The sequence below is a fragment of the Paenibacillus sp. 19GGS1-52 genome, assembly GCF_022369515.1.
GTDB lineage: Bacteria > Bacillota > Bacilli > Paenibacillales > Paenibacillaceae > Paenibacillus_AQ.
Genome location: NZ_CP059724.1, coordinates 6,811,184 through 6,830,273 on the forward strand (window position 1 = coordinate 6,811,184; position 19,090 = coordinate 6,830,273).

The 19,090-nt window shown below is 48.5% G+C and carries 19 protein-coding genes; 7 read left to right on the forward strand and 12 right to left on the reverse strand.

Translation table 11 applies throughout. The features are described from left to right. Positions 1-88 precede the first annotated feature (88 nt). The 9 genes from H1230_RS31250 to H1230_RS31290 all read right to left on the reverse strand — a co-directional run bounded on the left by H1230_RS31250 (position 89) and on the right by H1230_RS31290 (position 9,792). A complete protein-coding gene (locus H1230_RS31250; RefSeq protein ID WP_239713663.1) occupies positions 89-1,201 on the reverse strand; it encodes an ABC transporter substrate-binding protein in 1,113 nt (370 codons plus the stop codon). Between the two features lie 202 nt (positions 1,202-1,403). Then, positions 1,404-2,180, reverse strand: coding sequence for an ABC transporter permease (locus H1230_RS31255; protein WP_239717672.1), 777 nt, complete (start codon positions 2,178-2,180; stop codon positions 1,404-1,406). Positions 2,181-2,192: 12 nt separating this feature from the next. Beyond that, a complete protein-coding gene (locus H1230_RS31260; protein ID WP_239713664.1) occupies positions 2,193-2,975 on the reverse strand; it encodes an ABC transporter ATP-binding protein in 783 nt (260 codons plus the stop codon). Between the two features lie 62 nt (positions 2,976-3,037). Further along, the gene (locus H1230_RS31265) at positions 3,038-4,066 is read right to left on the reverse strand and encodes an ABC transporter substrate-binding protein (protein WP_239713665.1); all 1,029 of its coding nucleotides are present in this window, start codon (positions 4,064-4,066) and stop codon (positions 3,038-3,040) included. A gap of 29 nt (positions 4,067-4,095) precedes the next feature. Next, positions 4,096-5,550 (reverse strand): aryl-sulfate sulfotransferase, encoded by a 1,455-nt coding sequence (locus H1230_RS31270; RefSeq protein WP_239713666.1) that lies wholly within the window; start codon positions 5,548-5,550, stop codon positions 4,096-4,098. Positions 5,551-5,572: 22 nt separating this feature from the next. Further along, complete coding sequence (locus H1230_RS31275; RefSeq protein WP_239713667.1) at positions 5,573-6,118, reverse strand: MarR family winged helix-turn-helix transcriptional regulator; 546 nt, start codon at positions 6,116-6,118, stop codon at positions 5,573-5,575. Positions 6,119-6,359: 241 nt separating this feature from the next. Then, a complete protein-coding gene (locus H1230_RS31280; RefSeq protein WP_239713668.1) occupies positions 6,360-7,475 on the reverse strand; it encodes a hypothetical protein in 1,116 nt (371 codons plus the stop codon). Between the two features lie 155 nt (positions 7,476-7,630). Further along, positions 7,631-9,097 (reverse strand): sensor histidine kinase, encoded by a 1,467-nt coding sequence (locus tag H1230_RS31285; RefSeq protein WP_239713669.1) that lies wholly within the window; start codon positions 9,095-9,097, stop codon positions 7,631-7,633. Continuing rightward, positions 9,094-9,792: a response regulator transcription factor gene (locus tag H1230_RS31290; RefSeq protein WP_239713670.1), complete on the reverse strand. Its 699-nt coding sequence runs from the start codon at positions 9,790-9,792 to the stop codon at positions 9,094-9,096. The genes H1230_RS31285 and H1230_RS31290 overlap by 4 nt, the downstream gene beginning before the upstream one ends. Positions 9,793-10,001: 209 nt before the next feature. Between H1230_RS31290 and H1230_RS31295 the strand changes: the two genes are divergently transcribed. Further along, positions 10,002-10,391: a hypothetical protein gene (locus H1230_RS31295; RefSeq protein WP_239713671.1), complete on the forward strand. Its 390-nt coding sequence runs from the start codon at positions 10,002-10,004 to the stop codon at positions 10,389-10,391. A gap of 105 nt (positions 10,392-10,496) precedes the next feature. On the opposite strand, the gene H1230_RS31300 is transcribed toward H1230_RS31295, so the two are convergent. Continuing rightward, on the reverse strand, positions 10,497-11,519 hold the full coding sequence (locus H1230_RS31300; protein ID WP_239713672.1) for an AI-2E family transporter: 1,023 nt from the start codon (positions 11,517-11,519) through the stop codon (positions 10,497-10,499). A 207-nt stretch (positions 11,520-11,726) separates the two neighbouring features. On the opposite strand from H1230_RS31300, the gene H1230_RS31305 reads away from it, so the two are divergent. Both H1230_RS31305 and H1230_RS31310 read left to right on the forward strand, forming a co-directional pair. Further along, complete coding sequence (locus H1230_RS31305; protein WP_239713673.1) at positions 11,727-12,572, forward strand: SDR family oxidoreductase; 846 nt, start codon at positions 11,727-11,729, stop codon at positions 12,570-12,572. A gap of 162 nt (positions 12,573-12,734) precedes the next feature. Continuing rightward, positions 12,735-13,511 (forward strand): hypothetical protein, encoded by a 777-nt coding sequence (locus H1230_RS31310; protein ID WP_239713674.1) that lies wholly within the window; start codon positions 12,735-12,737, stop codon positions 13,509-13,511. Positions 13,512-13,525: 14 nt separating this feature from the next. Here the strand turns inward: H1230_RS31310 and H1230_RS31315 are convergent, their stop codons facing one another. Then, positions 13,526-14,347, reverse strand: coding sequence for an MBL fold metallo-hydrolase (locus H1230_RS31315; protein WP_239713675.1), 822 nt, complete (start codon positions 14,345-14,347; stop codon positions 13,526-13,528). 23 nt (positions 14,348-14,370) lie between these two features. Then, positions 14,371-14,964, reverse strand: coding sequence for a GbsR/MarR family transcriptional regulator (locus H1230_RS31320; RefSeq protein ID WP_239713676.1), 594 nt, complete (start codon positions 14,962-14,964; stop codon positions 14,371-14,373). 203 nt (positions 14,965-15,167) lie between these two features. Between H1230_RS31320 and H1230_RS31325 the strand changes: the two genes are divergently transcribed. From H1230_RS31325 to H1230_RS31340, 4 genes are all read left to right on the forward strand, one after another. Next, on the forward strand, positions 15,168-16,049 hold the full coding sequence (locus H1230_RS31325) for a carbohydrate ABC transporter permease (RefSeq protein ID WP_239713677.1): 882 nt from the start codon (positions 15,168-15,170) through the stop codon (positions 16,047-16,049). Positions 16,050-16,073: 24 nt separating this feature from the next. Further along, entirely contained in the window at positions 16,074-16,916 is an 843-nt protein-coding gene (locus H1230_RS31330; RefSeq protein WP_239713678.1) for a carbohydrate ABC transporter permease, read from the forward strand. A 49-nt stretch (positions 16,917-16,965) separates the two neighbouring features. Then, positions 16,966-18,309, forward strand: a complete 1,344-nt coding sequence (locus tag H1230_RS31335) for an ABC transporter substrate-binding protein (RefSeq protein ID WP_239717674.1) — start codon at positions 16,966-16,968, stop codon at positions 18,307-18,309. A gap of 12 nt (positions 18,310-18,321) precedes the next feature. Beyond that, positions 18,322-19,090: HAD family hydrolase (locus tag H1230_RS31340; RefSeq protein ID WP_239713679.1), on the forward strand; the 769-nt coding region annotated here is incomplete at its 3' end.

Here is a 19,090-nt window from a genome sequence, read left to right on the forward strand (position 1 = left end):
CTCCTTACATGGAAATAAAAAGCGGGCGCTTCATCGCATACCTGACGAAGGCGCCCCAATATTTACAATTCACTGCATTTAGAAATAACTAGTTCAAGTGGACAAGTACACGTTCCTGCCACAGCTGCGGAATGCTCTTGGCTGTTTTTTCCCAAGCCTTATAATCGCTGACAGGTTTAGCGTTGACATATTCATCTGCTGGCAGCAGCTTAGCCGCCACATCGTCCGGCAGAATGACACTATCACGGATAGGTCGGGCATATCCTTTAGCCAGATTAATCTGTCCGGCATCGCTGAGGATATATTCCCGGGTTAGCTTAGCCGCATTAGGATGCGGAGCCCATTTGTTGATGATCGTTGCATAACCACTCACAACACTGCCTTCCTTTGGAATAGCAACGTTGAAACCATCCTTGTTGATCTGGTCTCTGTAGTTCAGCGCGTTGAAATCCCATAACAGCGTTACTTCAACTTCACCCTTCTCAATGTTGGCAGGCGAAGCTTCGGCATTGGAGAGACGACCCTTTTTAGCTAAATCCTCGAAAAAGGCAATTCCCGGTTCAATGTTTGATTCATCGCCACCAAAGGCAATCGCTGCAGCCAACACGGCCATCTGAGCTTGTGCAGCTTTGGTAACATCGCCAACAATAATTTTGTAGTTGCCGTTCTTCAGATCTTCCCAGCTCTTAGGTGGATCAGCGACAAGTTTAGTGTTCGTTAAAAAGGCAATGGTTCCTTGATATCCGACAATCCATTGTCCATCCTTGTCCTTCGCCCAAGCTGGAATCTCGTCCCAGTAAGAGGTTTTGTAAGGTTGTGTTACCCCTTTATCTACCGCAACAGGGCCAAAAGCGATCCCAACATCGCCGATATCTGCAGTCGGTTTATCTTTTTCTGCATCGAACTTGGCAACTTCTTCTGCGCTCGACATATCTGTATCTGCATGTGTAACTCCATATTTCCCAGTAATATCAGTCCATGTATCTTTCCAATTGGCCCAAGTATCCGGCATACCTACACTGACCACGCTGCCTTCTTTCTTGGCTGCAGCTTCAAGCTCAGGCAGGCTTAACTCTTTAACCCCCGAATTTCCGTTCGTGTTATCAGCATTGGCTTCCGAATTTGCACAAGCAGCAAGCAACAGGACGAGCAAGGACAGCATTAAACCCAGCAACCATTGTTTCTTGATCCCTTTTTTCATGATTTCCCTTTCACTCCTATTTCTTTATTTGCGGGCTTCTCTCTATTCCAAGCTGTTCTCTACCCTCTTGCAGTATAGAGGTCTACTATTTCCTTGGCATTAAGCCAGATAGGAACATTTGTAAATAAATAGGCTTGGCAAGTAAAGAGATAGACGCACAAAAAAACTGCCCATAAGGACAGTTAGAGTTGCATTTCGCTTGCTACCTTCTTCTCGCTCCCACACTGACCACGCCATATCTGTACAGCACCCGCTTGCCGAACCAGCCGAACAGCCGATCGGTAAAAAAGCCCATAAAACCAAGGCAGAACAGGCCTACAAAGATCCAATCGGTGCGGAAGAACAACCGCGAGTTCCAGATCAGATAACCCACGCCTTCATTGGAAGCGATCATCTCCGCGCCGATAATAGCCATGTAGGAGGTACCCATCGCCAGCCGTACACCTGTGAAAATATAAGGTATGGTGGCCGGAACGATCACATGCAACAGGATTTGCCACTCATTGGCCCCCATGCTGCGGGCGGAGCGGATTTTGTCTTCCTCCACTGACATTACGCCTGTTAAAGTATTCAGCACCACGATAAAAAAGGTCGCGTACATAATCAGCGCAATCTTCGACTGCTCCCCGATCCCGAACCAGACCAGAAACAGCGTGATGAAGGCAATGGGTGGAATAAAGCGGATAAAGTTCAGGAACGGCTCGGCAAAGATACGGATCAGATTTACCTTTCCAATAATAAGCCCCACCGGAATGGCGACCAGACTGCCCAGAACCCAGCCTATCAGTACTCGGTAAAAGCTTATGCCAATATATTGCAGCAAGGTACCATCCTCCAGCAGTTCTTGCCCACCCTTCAGGGTACTCCAGGGTCCAGGAATGACATCTACACCGTAGATAACAGCTCCGAGCTGCCAAATGCCAAGGACGGCAATCCACAATAAAGATACGGAAACCCATTTCTTCTCTATCCATTTCATCATATATCCCACCTAATCCTGTTCTTCGAAATGTTGCTGAATCTGGTTGTATAGCGAGTAGAACTCTGGTGAGGCTACATCCCGCGGATAGGTCAGCGTGTTCTCATAAATGTCGGTGATATTGGAGGAAGGCCCTACAGACATAATGCCAATACGCTCTCCCAACAGCAGGGCCTCCTGAATATCATGGGTCACAAAAATGACCGTATTATGCGTCTCCCGCCAAATATTCACCAGCTCTTTCTGCATCGTTCGGCGGGTCATCGCGTCCAGCGCTCCAAACGGTTCATCCATCAGCAGAATAGCCGGCTCATTCGCCAGCACCCGTGCCAGCTGGACGCGTTGCTTCATGCCTCCCGACAGCTCTTTCGGGAACTTTTCTTCATGCCCGTTCAACCCTACAAGTGCGATATACCGGTCTGAGATATTACGCCGCTCCGTTCTCGCGGTCTTCTTCATCCGCAGACCAAACTCCACATTCTCCCGAACAGTCAGCCAAGGAAACAAAGAAGAATCTGCCTGCTGAAAAACAACCGCCCTATCTCTGCCCGGCTTATTCACTTCAACATTATCCACCCGTAGGTTGCCGCCAGATTTGGAGACAAAACCGGCGATCATATTCAGCAACGTCGATTTCCCGCAGCCACTTGGGCCCAGCAGCACGAAGAATTCTCCGCCTTTAATAACAAGGTTTACGTCCTTAATAATGTAATGAAGCTCTCCGGCTGCTGGCTCACTGTAGCTTTTGCGGAGCTGCTCGATATGAATCGTATTCTGCTTGGCAGGTAAAGACATGTTAAGACACCTCCCGAAAGTTTTGTGAGCATAGACATCTTAGTATAGCTTCGTACCCCAAGCTATTTCTCGTACGTAACTGCCTCCGGCAAAGCCTGCTTCAACGGCTCCAGACTCAGCTTACTGCCGAGATCAAAATCCTTGGCGATGATGCCGGTGTCGACCATATATTTCTTCTGATTGGCCAGACTGTCATAAGCAGCCTGCGTAAACCCAACGATCCAAGGGTTCGTCGGTAGATCCTTCAAGGTATTCTCCTTCGGCTGCTTCACTTCTTTGAACATAATGTCGGCAACCTCATCCGGATTGGCCTGGGCATAGACTGAAGCCTCGTTAACGGCTGCCAGAAAATTGGCGATTCCTTCAGGATTCTGCTTCGCAAAATCATTGGATGTCACAATCCCCATACCCAGACGTACCGTCGTCTTAGACATATCCGTAAGCTCATGCACACCTTTAAGAGCATTCAGCTTATCATTAAGCGCAGAACCACTAAACCAAGCTGCATCCACATCGCCTTGCTTCAATGCAATATAAGCTTCATCAAAAGCTCCTTGTCCCGTCAAGGTCACATCACCAAGGGCAATATGGTTCTCCTTCAAGTATTCATCCCACAGGTAAGGCAAAAATGTGCCCCGCATAAAGCTTAAGTTCTTGCCCTTCAAATCCTCCGGCTGCTGAATGGTATCGCTAACGAACAATTTCCACGTTGCAGCTGCTGCATCTGTTGCCAGACCTGCGGAGGCGATAATGGAATAATCCCCTTTGGCTACGGCGTTCAGCACTGGGAAATCCGCACCGAAAGCAACATCCACTTGTTTAATGAATAGTGCATTTACACCTTCCGCCGGTGTACCAAAGTTCACTATCTCGGCATCGATACCATGCTTGGCAAAAATCCCTTTATCCACAGCCACACGGAACGTCGTATTTGTATTGATATCAGCAATTTTGATCTTTAAAGTCACTGGCTTGTCGCCCGTTGTTCCTTCAGACGCCGCGGCGTCTCCTTTGGAGCTGCAGCCTGACAAGAGTAGGACTAGTGATAGGGATAAGAGCAGAAAACCTGAACCAAACCATGATTTTTTCAAGTGTACGCACCTCTTCATAATAGAATAGTCTACTTGGCTGTCCGGCTGCTGCTCTCATCCGTAGTAGCTACGCAAGCAGCGCCATCCATGAACGGCAGTGTAGTTGCAACGCTCACTATAGAATCTGAGCCTTTTGGCGCTGCCCCCGGTACTCGGTAGCTAGTTACATCTATCGGCTCGATAGCTATTTCCTCCGGCTTGTTAAGCTGTGGTACCCATTCATACGGCACACGATAGGAACGATAGACCATATTCGTATTTCTCCGGTCGGTATATGGCGATATATATTCCCAGACCAGCTCATGCTCGGGCGTAACTTCAAATAGTCGGCCATTAGATCCCTCCGTAATGAGCGTGTTGCCATTAGGCAGGCGTTGGGCAGAGCTGATATAAGGACTGTAGAATTTATAAGAATCGGTCGGAACAGAGAACCCAGCTTCGGCTGCGGTATACTGCCATTCGATTTCCAGCGTCACTGGATTAATCTCCAGAATCCGCGAATGGTCGCGGAGCGCATTCTTTTGCCCAATAGGTGAGGATGGATTGGGAAGGCCATAACCACCCCAGCCGCCGTTATCGAATACAAGCAAATTACCTGCTCCTGGCAAGCCCTGCGGAATAATGTGCGCGTGATGCTGGCCGATAATCCAGTCAATATGCTTCACTTCCGGTAGGGAATAGTCCGGTCCAAGTCTCCAGACGATGGCACCGCTGCTCTTTTCTGTAATGGCGATGATATTGGCTTCCCGAGCATCCCAGATAATGTTATCCGGATGGAAACGTTGGTCGCCTGCGTCATAAAATTTATTCGGCCCCACATAAGAAGCCGAGTTGATATGCAGCCAATCACCTACCCCGCCGCCGAGATCTCCGAAGGACCGCGTGTTCGGATCACGAAACAGCACATTTTTGGCAGCTTCATCAAAGCCCAGCTCGGCAAAATGGTCACTGGCGGCCCACTCCCAAACTATCTTCCCTTCCCAATCCACCTCTATAATTGTGTCGTCCAGCAGCTGTTTGTCAGAGATTTCGTGGTTATAGAGGTTCTTGTGAGCCAGGATAAGGGTCTTGCCACTAGCGACTTTCGGCTCAAGCCCTGGTGCGTAGTAACCTACCGGATTGCCTTCCCGCTGATAATCATGATGCTGGCGTGCATACCATAGTGGCTCATAACCTGGGTCCTCGATATGCTCGTAGCTGTTAAATTTCCAGATGATATTGCCGTCCCAATCGACCTGCACCAGATCTACATTATCCTGAATGCCGAACTTGGGATCTCGTCTGCCTGTACTTCCAAGCACATAACCACCCGGGAGTATTTTAGCAGGAAAGCCGATCAGCCCTTTCCACAAATGCACCTCTTTGCCGTTCATGTCGATCAAGACGACACCTTCATCCCCTGCCTGATATACGGTGTACCCGCTCCAAGCCTTACCCGTGTTATATAGTGTTGCTCCTGTTGGATAAACGGTTGAATGTCCCATTGATTCATGTCTCCTCTGCTTGTTAGTAGCTTAGATAATTACTCTTCTTCGTGTTTCTCTGCGGCTTCTGTTCAGGAGCTGACGGGACGGGAGTTTCAGCATTCTGCTGCGCCAGTTCCAGAAGAGCATCCGCGAAGCCCTCCAGATTGCTGATGATCCGCTCATAGAAGCGGCTTTGCAGAGCCAGTTCTTCCTCCGTAAAACCCGCGAACAGAAGCGTAATACATCGGGCCCCGATGTTGCCGTTACGTTCATACATTTCCCGGCCCTTATCCGTAATGTCCAGTAATACCGTTCTGCGGTCATCCTCTTTGCGCCTGCGCACCGTATATCCGCCTGCCTCCAGCTTGTCGCTTAATGCGGTGATGGCACCAGAGGTGAAATCCAACTGCTCCGCCAAAGAGCCAAGCTTCTGCTCACCCTCACGGATGATTTTGTGCAGAATCAGCATCCCCGGCAATGTTATCCCCTCCACCGAAACCCGATCCCGTTCCTTCACAAATCTTCGAACCATTTTGCGAAACAGCCAATCGGCCTGCTCCAGCTGCTCCCAGTGCTTCTCGCTCATCTATTCCTCCGCATTTCCGCCCCTGTTCGAACACAAAAAGACTCCCGGCACCAGATCCTCTCTTAGGAAAAGTGCGGGAGCCTTTGGCTGTCCAATCGGCTCAACATATTATTTTACTGTTCATTTAATTAGTGGTGAAGTATTTGTGCTATCATATACCCCTTTATTCACACCTGTCAAGTATGTTTTAATGAAACAATATAAAAGACACCCGCGAAGGATGTCTGCTGCTATATCTTTCCTAAGATAACGTAATCACGTACGCCATAAACTGATAGGCATTGTCCTTGAGGACCGATGTAGAGGTCAATAGTTTCTTGCCCGAAGGGCTCCAGCGCAGCTTGTCTGAGGCCTGCATATCGTTGGAAATCGGGGTTTGCTCTCCTGTCTCTACTTCGGTGATGAACAACCCGTTCTCATTTCCATTCTCGGAAGTGGTAGTATAGGCTATCTTACTGCCGTCGGGTGACCAGCTTGTGCCGAATACTTGCGTGCCAGAAGCCAGTGTGGAAAGTTCATTGCCTGCGGTATCGCAGAGGAACAGCGTCATTTCCGTAGGTGCAGTCCGCTTCACCAGCGCCAGCTTGGCACCATCCGGTGAGGGAATGGCCCACATGACCTCTTTTGTAAGCACCACTGATTGTTTGGTTTCCGTATCATAGGCGATCAGTTGGCTGTCCTCATGGGCAATGTAATAAATGATCGAACCCGCCTGCACCACATTATGCACATAACCCACTCCGGTCTTGACTGCAATCTCACTATTACCGCTCACATCAACTCTAACAATATTACCTTCCATATTCGGAAAAATAACATGCTCATTGTCCGCCCATTCGCCCTCCGTGGTCATGAATTCCGCATCACCCGTCTTTACAGACACGCCAGTCTCCATATCCATAATATAGCCGATACCCGTAGCCTCATACACCTCTTTATAGAATACATGCTTCTTGTCAGGTGACAGCAACGCGAAACCAAGGCTCTTCTCGCCTTCCTTCAGCGGTGTTTCCTTGCCGGAGGCCAAGTCACGCAGATAGAAATTATGCGGATAACGCTGCTGACCCTCAACGGTGACCGGGGTCTGTTCTTTGTTTTCTTTGTCCACAACCAGCATGTCCTCACTAACCCAATCCATTCCCCGCACGCCCTCCAACTTATCGATGCTCGTAAGTTTGAGCTTCGTATAAACGGACTCGGTAGTGTTATCCATCACGGTGATCTTTTTCCCCGACTGCTCAATGATCTTCCGAGCTTCAGTCTCTCCCGTGCCGCAAGCAGCAATGGACAGCAAGCTAAGCGTACTAAGCAGAATTAGCACGGTTGTGCCGAGCTTACTGTTGATGATCTTCTGCATGAATGATGTCCCCCTCGAAATCACATTGTCCACCACTGCTTCGGAAGCTGAATCCTTGCTCCAAGTATACTAGAGGAGTATTTCCAAACCGTCACAGGATGTTTCCAAGTTGTAAACTTTGATGTTAATTCAAACATTAAGCTCCATTCGAGACCTCAGGATATAGCCGGAAAAGACAGCTGGAACGTCGAGCCTTCCCCTTCCGTCTCTAAGAGAGCAATACTCCCATTCTGCTTCTCCACCAAATTGCGCACTAGTGACAGGCCTAGCCCCGTACCCCCGGATTGTCTGGAACGATCCCGGTTGACCGTGTAGAAGGGTTCGAATATTTTGTCCCTTGCTTCCTCGGGAATACCAATGCCAGAGTCTCGAATGGTCAGCCATACCCGGCCTTCCCTCGTTTCACAATGAATATGAATCGTCCCTTCCGGGACATTGTATTTGATCGCATTATCCAGCAGATTGATAAAAATATGCATAAAGCTTTCTCGATCAATCCAGATATGAGCGGGCTCCACATCAAGGGTAATAATCAGCCCGTAACGCTCCGCCTTGCCGCTCATACGGCCGCAAATATCACGCAGGGCTTCCGACACTTCCAGCAGCTCTGCCTGTGATTCAAAATCATATTTCTCCAGCGCAGTTAGCTCTAGCACCTTCTCAACCATTTCGTACAGTCGCTGTGTTTCTTTAGCAATGTTGACCTTGGCATCCAGCAGCAGCTTGGGATCATCATCATACATATTAAGCAGATCCACATAGGCCTTAATGGCGGTCAGGGGTGTTTTGAATTCATGGCTGATGTTGCCGATATACTGCTTCTGCTGCTGCTCCAGCGCCTGCAGCTTATTCACAGCCAACTGTAATTTACGCTGCTCCTCATCCTTGGCAGCGATGTTGCTCTCAATTTCCTTACTCATGAAGTAGATGCCTTCAGCCAGCTCTCCCAGTTCATCCTTACGCCGAAAAGGAGGGGCTGCGATATAATCGGCACGGCGAATATCCTCCGCTGCTTTCTTAAGTCGTCTAATCGCTGCGGCCGCCCGATTGAAATACAGATAGCCGAGAATGAAGCTGAAGACCAGCACGGCTATCCCCGTACTTAGGAATAAATTCTGCAATGTTCGCTGAAAGCTTTGGGAGCTCTTCAGTGAATATTGTAATTGTACTACCCCCATCTGCTCCTCAGGCCCCTGCAGCGGAGCTAAGTATAGAAGTGATTCCCCAACACTCTCATAAGCAATTTTATTCTGCAGCGCATAGGCCAGCACTGCCTTCACATCCGGAGTGCTGGGCCTTGGATTGCCTTGAACCGAGGAACCCACGAGCAGCCCCTTAGCATTATAAAGTGTCACCTCAAGTCCGGTGAATCCAGCCAGTTCTACCGCCAGCTCACGGCCCCGCTGCTGCATGAACGCCTGCGGCTCCAGGCGCGCACCTGTATAAAAAGTCTGCTTCACCCGCAGATTGACGGTTTTGACATGCTGGGCCAGATACCCTTCCGTCTGGGTCAGCTGATTCCGCTCCACTCCGCGCAGAACGACATAGCTTAACACACTTACAGCTAGAATCAGCAGTACCGCCAGAAACAGGCTGAATTTCAGTTTAATACTCACTCTCATGAATAACTCCTCGCCTCCGGTACAGCTTTGTATCCAATACCATAAACGGTTTGCAGTATATTTTGGTACGGATCACCCAGTTTTTTACGCAGACGCTGCATATGGATATCCACCGTACGTGTGCCTCCTGCATAATCCATATCCCATACCTGCTCCAACAGTTCATCCCGCATATACACACGTTGGGGATGGGACAACAAGAGTAGCAGAAGATCGAACTCCTTTGGGGTTAATTCCAGCAACGTTTCGCCAAGCTGAGCCGTCCGATGATCCGGGTGAACCCGCAACTCACCATATTGAATAAGCTCTGTCTTGACCTCGCCCGTATTCTTATCCAGTCTGCGCAGCAGCGCCTTTACGCGGGCCAGCAGCTCGCGGATTTCGAATGGCTTAGTCATATAATCATCCGCGCCAAGCTCCAGACCGACGATTTTATCGACAATATCATTCTTAACGGTGAGCAAAATAATTCCAATGTCGTCCCGATGCTCCAGCTTCCGGCAGACATCGTAGCCGCTCATCTTGGGCATCATCACATCCAGTACAATGACGTTCGGATGAAAAGTCAACGCCTTGCTAAGTGCCTCTTCTCCGTCACCGGCCGTATCCACTTCATATCCTTCACGCCGGAGTGCATAAGCAATCGCGCTTACGATACCTGGCTCATCATCGACTACTAGTACCTTTTTATTCATCAGTGGTTCACCTTTTCACTTGGGATTTAGGTTGTATCCTCTTGAGTGTAGTATAGCGTTGTTTGTGTATCAGACCAAAGAATTGAATCTTTAGGTTATTTTAAAGTACGCTTAAGGTTGCTATCAGGTTGTTCCTTTAGAATGAATTTTAGCAAGAGATCTACAACACATCCATTGACGGTATTTCAAAATAAGAAAAGAGGATTTAAATGAATATAAAACGCGTGATGGTTGTCGGAACCATGGTTGTTGCCATGTCCTTCGGAGGGATTAACTGGAACAAAACCACAGTAAATGCAAGCCCGGTCGCCAAATGGTCAACAACAGGTGTTGCAGATAAAGATGAATTTTTGGAGGGCCTCAAACAAGTGTCAGACGAAGAGTTATATGAAGCTTTATATGATGGCAAGTCACTGCATGATATTGCCGCAGACAATGATGGAAATATTGGAAGCGTGATTAATCTGCAGATTTCTCAGCTCACCAAGCAGCTCGATTTGCGACTAGCTAAAGGAAATATTACAGCACAGCAATATACCGCACACAAAGCAGAATTGAGAGAGATCGTGACCCAGAGCACCCTTACCACCTTTGGCTAATAGAGATACATATTACAGTCAGCCCCTATAGAATACCAAAAACCCCGGCCATATACGGCTGGGGTTTTTGGTATTCTTTTATATTCATAAAAAGGGGGGGTCGCCTTATTGCTTCTCTCTGCTGATCTCCAAAATATCGAGAAAGAAGACAAAAATCGGGATGCCAAGAATAAGGCCCCAAACCCCTATATAATGCTCGGAGAACAGCAGTACGATAAAGGTGTAGAACATCGGCAGATTCATCTTGGAGGACATCAGCTTCGGATTCAGAAAATAACCTTCAATGACATGCAGCACTGCAATCAGCGCCATTATATAAATCATCATGGACAGCCCGCCAATATTATAACCGATGATACACAACGGGATCAGTGAGATCACAAAGCCGACAACCGGAATTAAGCTGAGCAGAAATATCATAATAGACAGTGCAAAGAGGTAGGGAAACGGGACGAAAAAGAAGCCTAGTACCCACAGTCCGATAACCGTAAAGCACGTATTGAACAACGCAATAAGAATCTGCGCTTCAATCACCTTGCCGAAGGACGAGATGAATTTTTTGCCAAAGTACTCCAACTCTACATAGAACCACGAAATCTTGCTTTCTCTCAGGCGGGAGGTGAAGCTGACAATCCGATTCTTCTCTAGGATGAACACAAGGCTCAGAATGGTTGCTAATACGAAGGTTGTGCCCCAGTTGCTTATCTTCAGCACATATTCTATGCCCTGATTCATATAGGATTGATAGTTCAAATCCTTCAGCATATTGAATATATACTGAGTAATATCGTTCTTTGGAAGATCTTCAGGGGTTAAATTGCTCAGGAAATTGGTTAATTGCTTAATTTGCGTGTACACCTTAGGCAGGTATTTAACCAGAGCCAATACGATCATGCTGATCAGCGCAAGGTATAAAATGATAATAATTACCTTGCTGTTCACCTTGACGTATCTACTGATCCGCTTGCTCAGCAAGACCTGAAAACTGTTCATTACATAAGCAATCAAAAATGTCAGCAACACCAGATTCAGCATATCTCTAATACTGTACAACAGCAGCGCAATTAGTCCCAAAATCAAAAAACGCCGGACTGTTAAATTCGCGAAGTAACGCTTGAATACTTCCATTGTCCCTCTCCATTCGCTTACATCTAGACATTAATTATAGTCTACAATAATGAAAACACTTATAGCAACTCAAGTCATGCTAATCCTGCGAAAATTTATGTTATTTGTCAGTTTCGCAGAGAAAATCCCGCTTTATTTAGAGTAAGACTGGCTTCATGCTATAATATGGGAAATATTTATGAAAAAACTATCGGAGGGTATACCATTATGAGTAAAAATAAAATCATGTGCATCACCGGCGCGTCGTCCGGAATTGGCTTGGCAACGGCTTTATCCTTTTCGCGCCAAGGCTGGACCGTCTATGCCGGAACACGTCATTTAGCACGTGAGCAACAGCAGTACGGGGAGGAAAATAATCTTCATTGGGTAGAGCTGGAGGTTACGAAACCGGAGAGCATTAAACTTGTTATCGATCGTATTGAGCTTGAACATGGAACACTGGATGTGCTGTTCTGCAATGCCGGATTTGGGTACCTTAGATCACTGGGACAAGCACCTGTAGAGGACATTCAACGTGTCTTCGATACTAATGTTTATGGAGTAATGCATACTATTCAAGCGGCACTGCCTCTTATGCGCCAAACCGGATATGGGCATATTATCGCCACATCCAGCGTAGGCGGTTTGGTCGGTCAACCGATGAATGAGATCTATTGCGCCAGCAAGTTCGCACTTGAGGGTTTACTGGAAAGTCTGGCTACCTATTACAAGCCATTGTTCAATATTGACGTTACTTTACTTGAACCAGGGGCAATTGCCACCGAGTTCAACAAAACTGTTCTGGGCCATGTCGCCAGCACTGGTGGGATTCTAGATGATGAGTATAAACCTATTCTGGATGCTTATACGGCGACGTTTCTTAAACGAAACGTTGAACCACAGACGTCCGAGTCCGTTGCCGACGTGATGTGGGAATTAGTGCACATGGAGAACAAGCCGCTGCGTATACGCACATCCGAGCGGGCGGAGCAATTTGTAGCCCATAAAGTAAGCACAGACCCCACTGGTCTGGAAGGCGTGCTGAGCACCCGCAAGATTCAGCTGAATCTGTAAATATCCATCCCTATATATATCCTCAAACCGCTCATTGAGCGGTTTTTTTCCTGTCGCATCAAGGATGCTCAAATTGTTTCTTCTTGTTCTCCCCTCAAGAGGGTGTCATTAGAATGCCTCTATGAATAGGCTATATAATCAAATCTATACAGGAGGCTATACATGACCACTGGAAATGAATATTCGAACAGCCAAGCTCGGCAGCCAGCTTATCCATATAATCGTCAACCCGCTAACTTCCCTTACTCTCATTACTTCCATCTCAACCGCTCGTTTAATCAAGTCGAAAGAACCCAAATTGCGAATGGTTATGTAAATGGAAATATAGGCCAGGGACAAGGAATTAGCTTGGAGACAGGCGGAGAACTGGGTGGTAAACACGGCCTCGGCCTGAACGCCGATGGGCATTTAGCCCCCAATAGTGTGGGTGCTCATGCAAATGGCCACTTAGGCGCCAAGTATGGAATCAACGCACAGGGCGGGGCTGATGTAAACAGCAGTCAAGGGGCCGGATTTAATGGTGAAGCGCAGGTCGGCGGCAAGTACGGCCTCGGCGCGAGCGCCGACGGTCACTTAGGCATGAACCAAGGGGTTGGCTTCAACACCGGTGCGCAGCTTGGCGGTGAGTACGGTCTTGGCGCTCAGGCTAAGGCCCAATTGGGCGGCGGCCAAGGGGCTGGTATTAACACTGGTGCACACCTCGGGGGTGAACAGGGGCTCGGGGCTAATGTGGATGGGCACTTGGGATTCAAACAAGGGGTCGGCTTCAACACCGGTGCACACCTCGGGGGTGAACAGGGGCTCGGCGCTCAGGCTAAGGCCCAATTGGGCGGCGGCCAAGGAGTTGGCTTTGGAATCGGCGGCCATCTAGGAGGTCATGACGGACATCTAAACGTTAATTTGGGCAGTAAGAATAAAAAAGAGAATGCTTCGGAATAACTGAATCTTGAGCTCTATGGGGTTTGCTCATTCTGGAACAACAACTGATTGCTCTGGTGAAACTTTGTCATATTGCGGGGAAAAGCACAGCCTGCGATCAGTTGGTCGATGTTCCCTTGTACACCGGACGCCACTGCCACTCGCATATTCATAATATAATTCAAGCCTGCATCGCGTCGTCTTCTAAGCTCATTTAAGCTACCCGTCGTCTCTCCATGCCCTGGGACCATCAAGGTAATGGGATGACGGGCAATTATGGGTTCAACCTTATGTAGAGTTTCCTCATATGAGATAATGCTGTCCTCAATATAAGGGAACTCTACATCTGACAAATAATCACCGGCGATGAACAAGCCAAGCGGCTCGATTAGAGTAAACATTCCATCGTTATTATGCCCCCGAGAACTGTACCCCGTCAGTCTTATATCTCCAAAAATCATTATTTGACCGTCTGCCTCCATAACATGATCCACTACTGGATAGGTTATTACATAAGGTCTTCTGAGATAGTAACTATCATCGAACTCACGAATTTGCTCCAGAATACTCTCTTGCTCTGCCATGCTTTTGTCAGCGAATGCTCTGCTTGCAATAACCTCTGCCTCCGGGAAAGCGCCATAGCTGATAATATGATCAAAGTCAGAGTGTGTAAATAAGAGTAGAAGCTTTCTTTCGGCACGAATTCCCTCTACATACTGGCGGATCTCCTCCACTTCACGGGGAAGCCAGCAGGGATCGGCAACTAGCACATAATCCGAAGTTTCTACAACGAGTGAATTCGTCTCATACAGATCACTCTGAAATAACGCAATGGACCCAGCCTTCCACTTCAACATCCTAAATCCCCTCGCTTTCACTGCTATTCTGAGCTTGATTTAAACCCGCTTGCTGGGAAATTTGCAAAATACTCGCCTTCCTGAAGCCCATCCACAAACTGCTGCAACCAATTGTAATACTTTACTGCATGCTGCAGTTTATCTAAATCCCTCAGACAATATTGCCGTTCTTCTTCTGGGGTGTCCGCCGCGCTGGTTAGTTCCTCGAGCTCCGGCATAACGGAACCGAGCGCCTCCTTCATCACATCAATCTCCCGCTGCAACTTCAACGTGAAGAAATTCTTGAAGGTCTGGAAGAAATCCGTCTCCGCAACGTACAGATCCTTTCGCTCCCGTTTCTCATCAAGCTTGGTAACCATCTTGGAGGACATCAACGAACGGACGCCATAGCTCATATTGCTTTTGCTCATATTCATGACTTTCTTCATTTCCTCGAGTGTCATCGGCTTATCCTCAAAAAACATAATTCCATAGAGCTGCCCGAACGAATAGTTCGCTCCATATAAGTCCATCGTCTGGGCAATGGCATCAATCATTGGACGCAGCAACTGCTCTCGTGGAGATAAATCCGCATTCTCTTCGCCAAAGGCGGCCTGTTTCAATCGTTGCACCTTCATTTCACTTAGTCTCTATCTTCTACTTTACACAGTGTACAAGCTTGTGCACCCTATTCTGAAAATTTTACACAATCTCTTATCACTGTTTACGTCCTGTTGACCACATCACTGGCGGATGAGTGTACAATTTTTTTTGTACAGATGAGCTTTCCTCAGAATTATACCGCAAAACACAAAAGATGGAATGGGGTATCCAAGAAAAAATGACACGTTCGAAATTTATAGGCGGTTTGAAGCCTGTGCTCTTTACACTGCCGGCGATGATTCCGTTCGTTGTATTTTGGCTGGCGCCATTATTGTATGTTTTTTATCTCAGCTTTACGGAATGGGACTTCATGAGCCCGGAGAAAACCTTTGTGGGCCTAACCAATTATGTGGATCTTTTCAGCAACCAAGCCTTTTACAAAGCGCTTAGAGTAACTGTGCTGTTCTGTGCAGGGAGTGTACTGCCGGTCATTCTGATCGGATTGGGTTTAGCCCTTCTCATGAATAGCAAACTTAAAGGCGCTGCCCTCTATCAGGTGTTGTTATTCTCGCCTTGGGTCACCCCAACGGTTGCCGTCTCCATCGTCTGGTCCTGGATCTATGAACCTGACGTAGGCCTAGCCAATACCGTGCTTTCCTTTCTGGGTCTGGAGAAAATCGGCTGGCTGCATGATCCGAACTGGGCCCTTGTGGGTGTACTTATCGTGACGATCTGGAAATCGGTTGGTTGGGCGATGATTTTCTATCTGGTTGCGCTGCGCAATGTACCTACGGACCTGCTGGAAGCAGCCGGACTTGATGGAGCGAGTCCTTTTTACAAATTCATCCGTATCACATTGCCGCTAATCTCACCCACTACGCTATTTCTGTTCATTGTGCAGATCATAGGGGCGCTTCAGGCTTACGATCAGATTAACGTGCTTACTCAAGGAGGGCCTTCCGGCTCCACGCGCACCCTGCTCTATATGTATTATCAATCCGCCTTCGAGTCATTCCAAATCGGGGAGGCTTCTACCGTCGCCATGGTCTTAGTGTTCATCTGCATGCTGCTGTCTGTAATTTCGCTTGGAGTCAGCAAACGGACCACCCACTATCAGTAAAATTTACGTAAAGGAGGTCTTGGAATGAGTACGATCATTCGAATCGGCAGACTGTCCCGCCATTTGTTTTTTGCTGTAATTGCACTCTTGATGGCCTTCCCCTTCTATTGGATGGTCACCAGCGCACTGAAAACAAATGATGAAATCTGGCAGTCCCCGCCTACACTTTGGCCGAAAGTCCCGCTGTGGGGCAACTTCGCTGAAGCCTGGCATGAGGCGCCGTTCTTCAGATATATGGGCAACAGCATCTTCGTCGCCGTCTCCATCGTGCTGCTCCAGATCATCAATTCCGGCATGATGGCTTACGCACTTACACACATGAAATTCCGCTTAAAAGGGTTGTTTGCGGGCGTAATTATGTTTGGCTATATGGTTCCGGCTACCGCGGTCTACTTGCCCGGTTATCTCGTCCTGTCGGAGCTGCATCTGCTGGACTCGTATGCCGGATTGATCCTATCTAACTGCGTAAGTGTATTCTCCATTTTTCTGATCAGACAAGCTTTCCTGCAGGTTCCGCATGAGATGGTAGAAGCCGGAGAAGTGGATGGATCCTCCCATTTGCGGATTCTATGGACCATTATTGTACCGATTACGCGTTCTTCCTTCGCTGTGCTGGCCCTGATCACCTTCATTGACCAGTACAACAACTATTTCTGGCCGATGCTGATCACGAAGGACCCGAACCTGCAACTGGTGTCTGCCGGACTGCGTAGCTTTTTCGTTGAAGGAGGTGCATACGGATTGAAATGGCCGCTAATCATGGCCGCCAGCGCCTTTACCATCGCCCCTCTGCTGCTTGTGTTTCTGCTGGCCCAGAAAACCATTATGGGAAGTGTCAATATGACCGCCGGATCAAGCAAAGGGTGAGCTTACAGATATACGGGATAACAATATATGAATAATGAGGAGAATGATGATGAACGTAGTGAAGAGATTGTCTGCTATGTCTTTAATTGCCGGTTTTACGGTATTGACCGCTTGCGGTGGGAATTCCGCTACTAATGTTACAGCAGCAAATGGAGCATCAACAGCACCTTCTGCTTCAGCAGCTCCGACACAAAGCGCACCCGTAACTATTGAGTTCTGGTATGGACTCGGCGGCAAGCTTGGTGAGAATATGAATGCGCTCATCCAGAAATTCAACGCTTCCCAGCAGGAAGTTATTGTAAAAGGCATTGTGCAAGCCGACTATACCGAAACCGAGCAGAAGCTGCAGGCAGCGATTGCTACAGGACAAGTCCCTGCTGCCGTGCTCTCCTCTAATGTGGACTGGGCCCGCAAGGGCTATTTTGCTTCGATAGACGAGCTTATCGCTCTGCAGCCGGATTTCAATAAAGATGATTTTGTCCAGACCTTTATGAATCAAGGGCAGGTGGATGGCAAGCAATATTTCCTCCCGATGTACGGAACCACACAGATTATGTACTACCGCAAGGACGCTTTTGAGAAGAGTGGCATAGATCCAAGTACGTTGAAGACCTGGGAAGATCTGGCCGCTGCCGCTGAGAAAATGACCGTTAAAGACGGTGGAAAAACAACGTTCTTCGGCTGGGAACCGATGTGGGGCTCCGGCAATATGATCGATGCAACACTTAGCAAAGGCGGCCACATTCTTAGCGAGGATGGCAAAAAAGTGCTGATCGACTCCCCCGAGTGGATCGAGACCTGGGATCTGTTCCGCAAGTGGATTCACGAAGATAAGACAATGCAGATTCATTCCGGCGGACAAGGCTGGGAATATTGGTACAAGACGATTGATGACGTAATGAAAGGACAGGCCGCAGGCTACATTGGTTCCAGTGGAGATCAGGGAGATCTGGACTTCAGCATCGTATCCGCGATGGAACAACCGGGCTGGGCCGGGGTTGGCGAAGGAAAGCCGGTAGCTCAAGCTATCATGGCTGGTATCCCATCCAAGGCAAGCGATGCTGAGAAGCAAGCAGCCATGAAATGGCTGACTTACTTCACGAATTCGGAGAATACTGCTTTCTGGTCCATTAATACTGGTTATATTTCCGTCCGCCAATCTGCACTGCAAGACCCTGCATTCGTCTCTTTCAGCGAGAGCAATCCGCAGATCAAGATTCCACTGATGCAGGCAGCGCACGGTTCCGAGCCTTTCCAGGACCCTACTGGCGGCAAGATCAATGATGCCCTGACAATCGCAGCAGACAAGGTGCAGATCGAGAATATTCCAGCAGCGGAAGCCCTGAAGGAAGCCCAGGCAACAGCACAGGCAGCATTAGACAAATTGAAATAAAGGCGGTCGCTTATGTCGGAACTTATTACACCACGTGGAACTTGCTCTGTATCCGCCATCCTGTTCGACAAGGACGGGACCCTGCTCCAGTTCGTCTCTCTCTGGGGACGCTGGGGTGAACGTTTCTTAGGCAAATTCGCTGAAATCATGGAGCAAAAGGGACTCGGAGAGCTCCCTAAAGCACTGATTCCGTCCTTATTAGGGACCCTCCATGACGCACAGGGAAAAATTACCGATTATGATCGCAATGGTCCGTTAGCCATGGGCACGATGGATGATCTCTACGCGATCTTATCCTGGCAAGCCTACTTGCAGGGATTATCCTGGGCGGAGTCTCTAGAACTTGTCCATCTCTGCAGACAAGTGGCAGACGCCATGCTGGAACAGCAGCGGCCGGTTCTGCCTCTGCCCGGTCTGCAGCGTTTTCTGGACGATTGTGTTAGCCAGGGGATACCGCTCGCAGTCGTAACCGCGGATGAAACCGCAGCGGCGGAGAAACACCTGCAGTGGCTCGGCATACGGCAATATTTCGCAGAGGTCATTGGCACAGACCTGGTGGAGCGCGGGAAGCCGTTTCCGGATATGGTCCAGCTGGCCTGCGAAAGGCTTGGAGTTGATCCTTCCCAAGTCGCAGTGATCGGAGACACTAACGGGGATATGCGCATGGCCAAGGCGGCGGGTGCCGCACTGGCCATTGGGCTAACAGGTACCCATAGCGATTCTGCACCACTCAGCATTCTCGCTGACGCGGATATCATCGTGCAATCTTATGCTGAGCTGC

Bases quoted from the DNA above. Each gene is read 5' to 3' on its own strand.
- H1230_RS31335 (WP_239717674.1), top strand. From the start codon at position 16,966: ATGAACGTAGTGAAGAGATTGTCTGCTATGTCTTTAATTGCCGGTTTT.
- H1230_RS31300 (WP_239713672.1), bottom strand. From the start codon at position 11,519: ATGGAAGTATTCAAGCGTTACTTCGCGAATTTAACAGTCCGGCGTTTT.
- H1230_RS31305 (WP_239713673.1), top strand. From the start codon at position 11,727: ATGAGTAAAAATAAAATCATGTGCATCACCGGCGCGTCGTCCGGAATT.
- H1230_RS31290 (WP_239713670.1), bottom strand. From the start codon at position 9,792: ATGAATAAAAAGGTACTAGTAGTCGATGATGAGCCAGGTATCGTAAGC.
- H1230_RS31320 (WP_239713676.1), bottom strand. From the start codon at position 14,964: ATGAAGGTGCAACGATTGAAACAGGCCGCCTTTGGCGAAGAGAATGCG.
- H1230_RS31295 (WP_239713671.1), top strand. From the start codon at position 10,002: ATGAATATAAAACGCGTGATGGTTGTCGGAACCATGGTTGTTGCCATG.
- H1230_RS31315 (WP_239713675.1), bottom strand. From the start codon at position 14,347: ATGTTGAAGTGGAAGGCTGGGTCCATTGCGTTATTTCAGAGTGATCTG.
- H1230_RS31330 (WP_239713678.1), top strand. From the start codon at position 16,074: ATGAGTACGATCATTCGAATCGGCAGACTGTCCCGCCATTTGTTTTTT.
- H1230_RS31310 (WP_239713674.1), top strand. From the start codon at position 12,735: ATGACCACTGGAAATGAATATTCGAACAGCCAAGCTCGGCAGCCAGCT.
- H1230_RS31285 (WP_239713669.1), bottom strand. From the start codon at position 9,097: ATGAGAGTGAGTATTAAACTGAAATTCAGCCTGTTTCTGGCGGTACTG.
- H1230_RS31280 (WP_239713668.1), bottom strand. From the start codon at position 7,475: ATGCAGAAGATCATCAACAGTAAGCTCGGCACAACCGTGCTAATTCTG.
- H1230_RS31275 (WP_239713667.1), bottom strand. From the start codon at position 6,118: ATGAGCGAGAAGCACTGGGAGCAGCTGGAGCAGGCCGATTGGCTGTTT.
- H1230_RS31325 (WP_239713677.1), top strand. From the start codon at position 15,168: ATGACACGTTCGAAATTTATAGGCGGTTTGAAGCCTGTGCTCTTTACA.
- H1230_RS31270 (WP_239713666.1), bottom strand. From the start codon at position 5,550: ATGGGACATTCAACCGTTTATCCAACAGGAGCAACACTATATAACACG.
- H1230_RS31260 (WP_239713664.1), bottom strand. From the start codon at position 2,975: ATGTCTTTACCTGCCAAGCAGAATACGATTCATATCGAGCAGCTCCGC.
- H1230_RS31255 (WP_239717672.1), bottom strand. From the start codon at position 2,180: ATGAAATGGATAGAGAAGAAATGGGTTTCCGTATCTTTATTGTGGATT.
- H1230_RS31250 (WP_239713663.1), bottom strand. From the start codon at position 1,201: ATGAAAAAAGGGATCAAGAAACAATGGTTGCTGGGTTTAATGCTGTCC.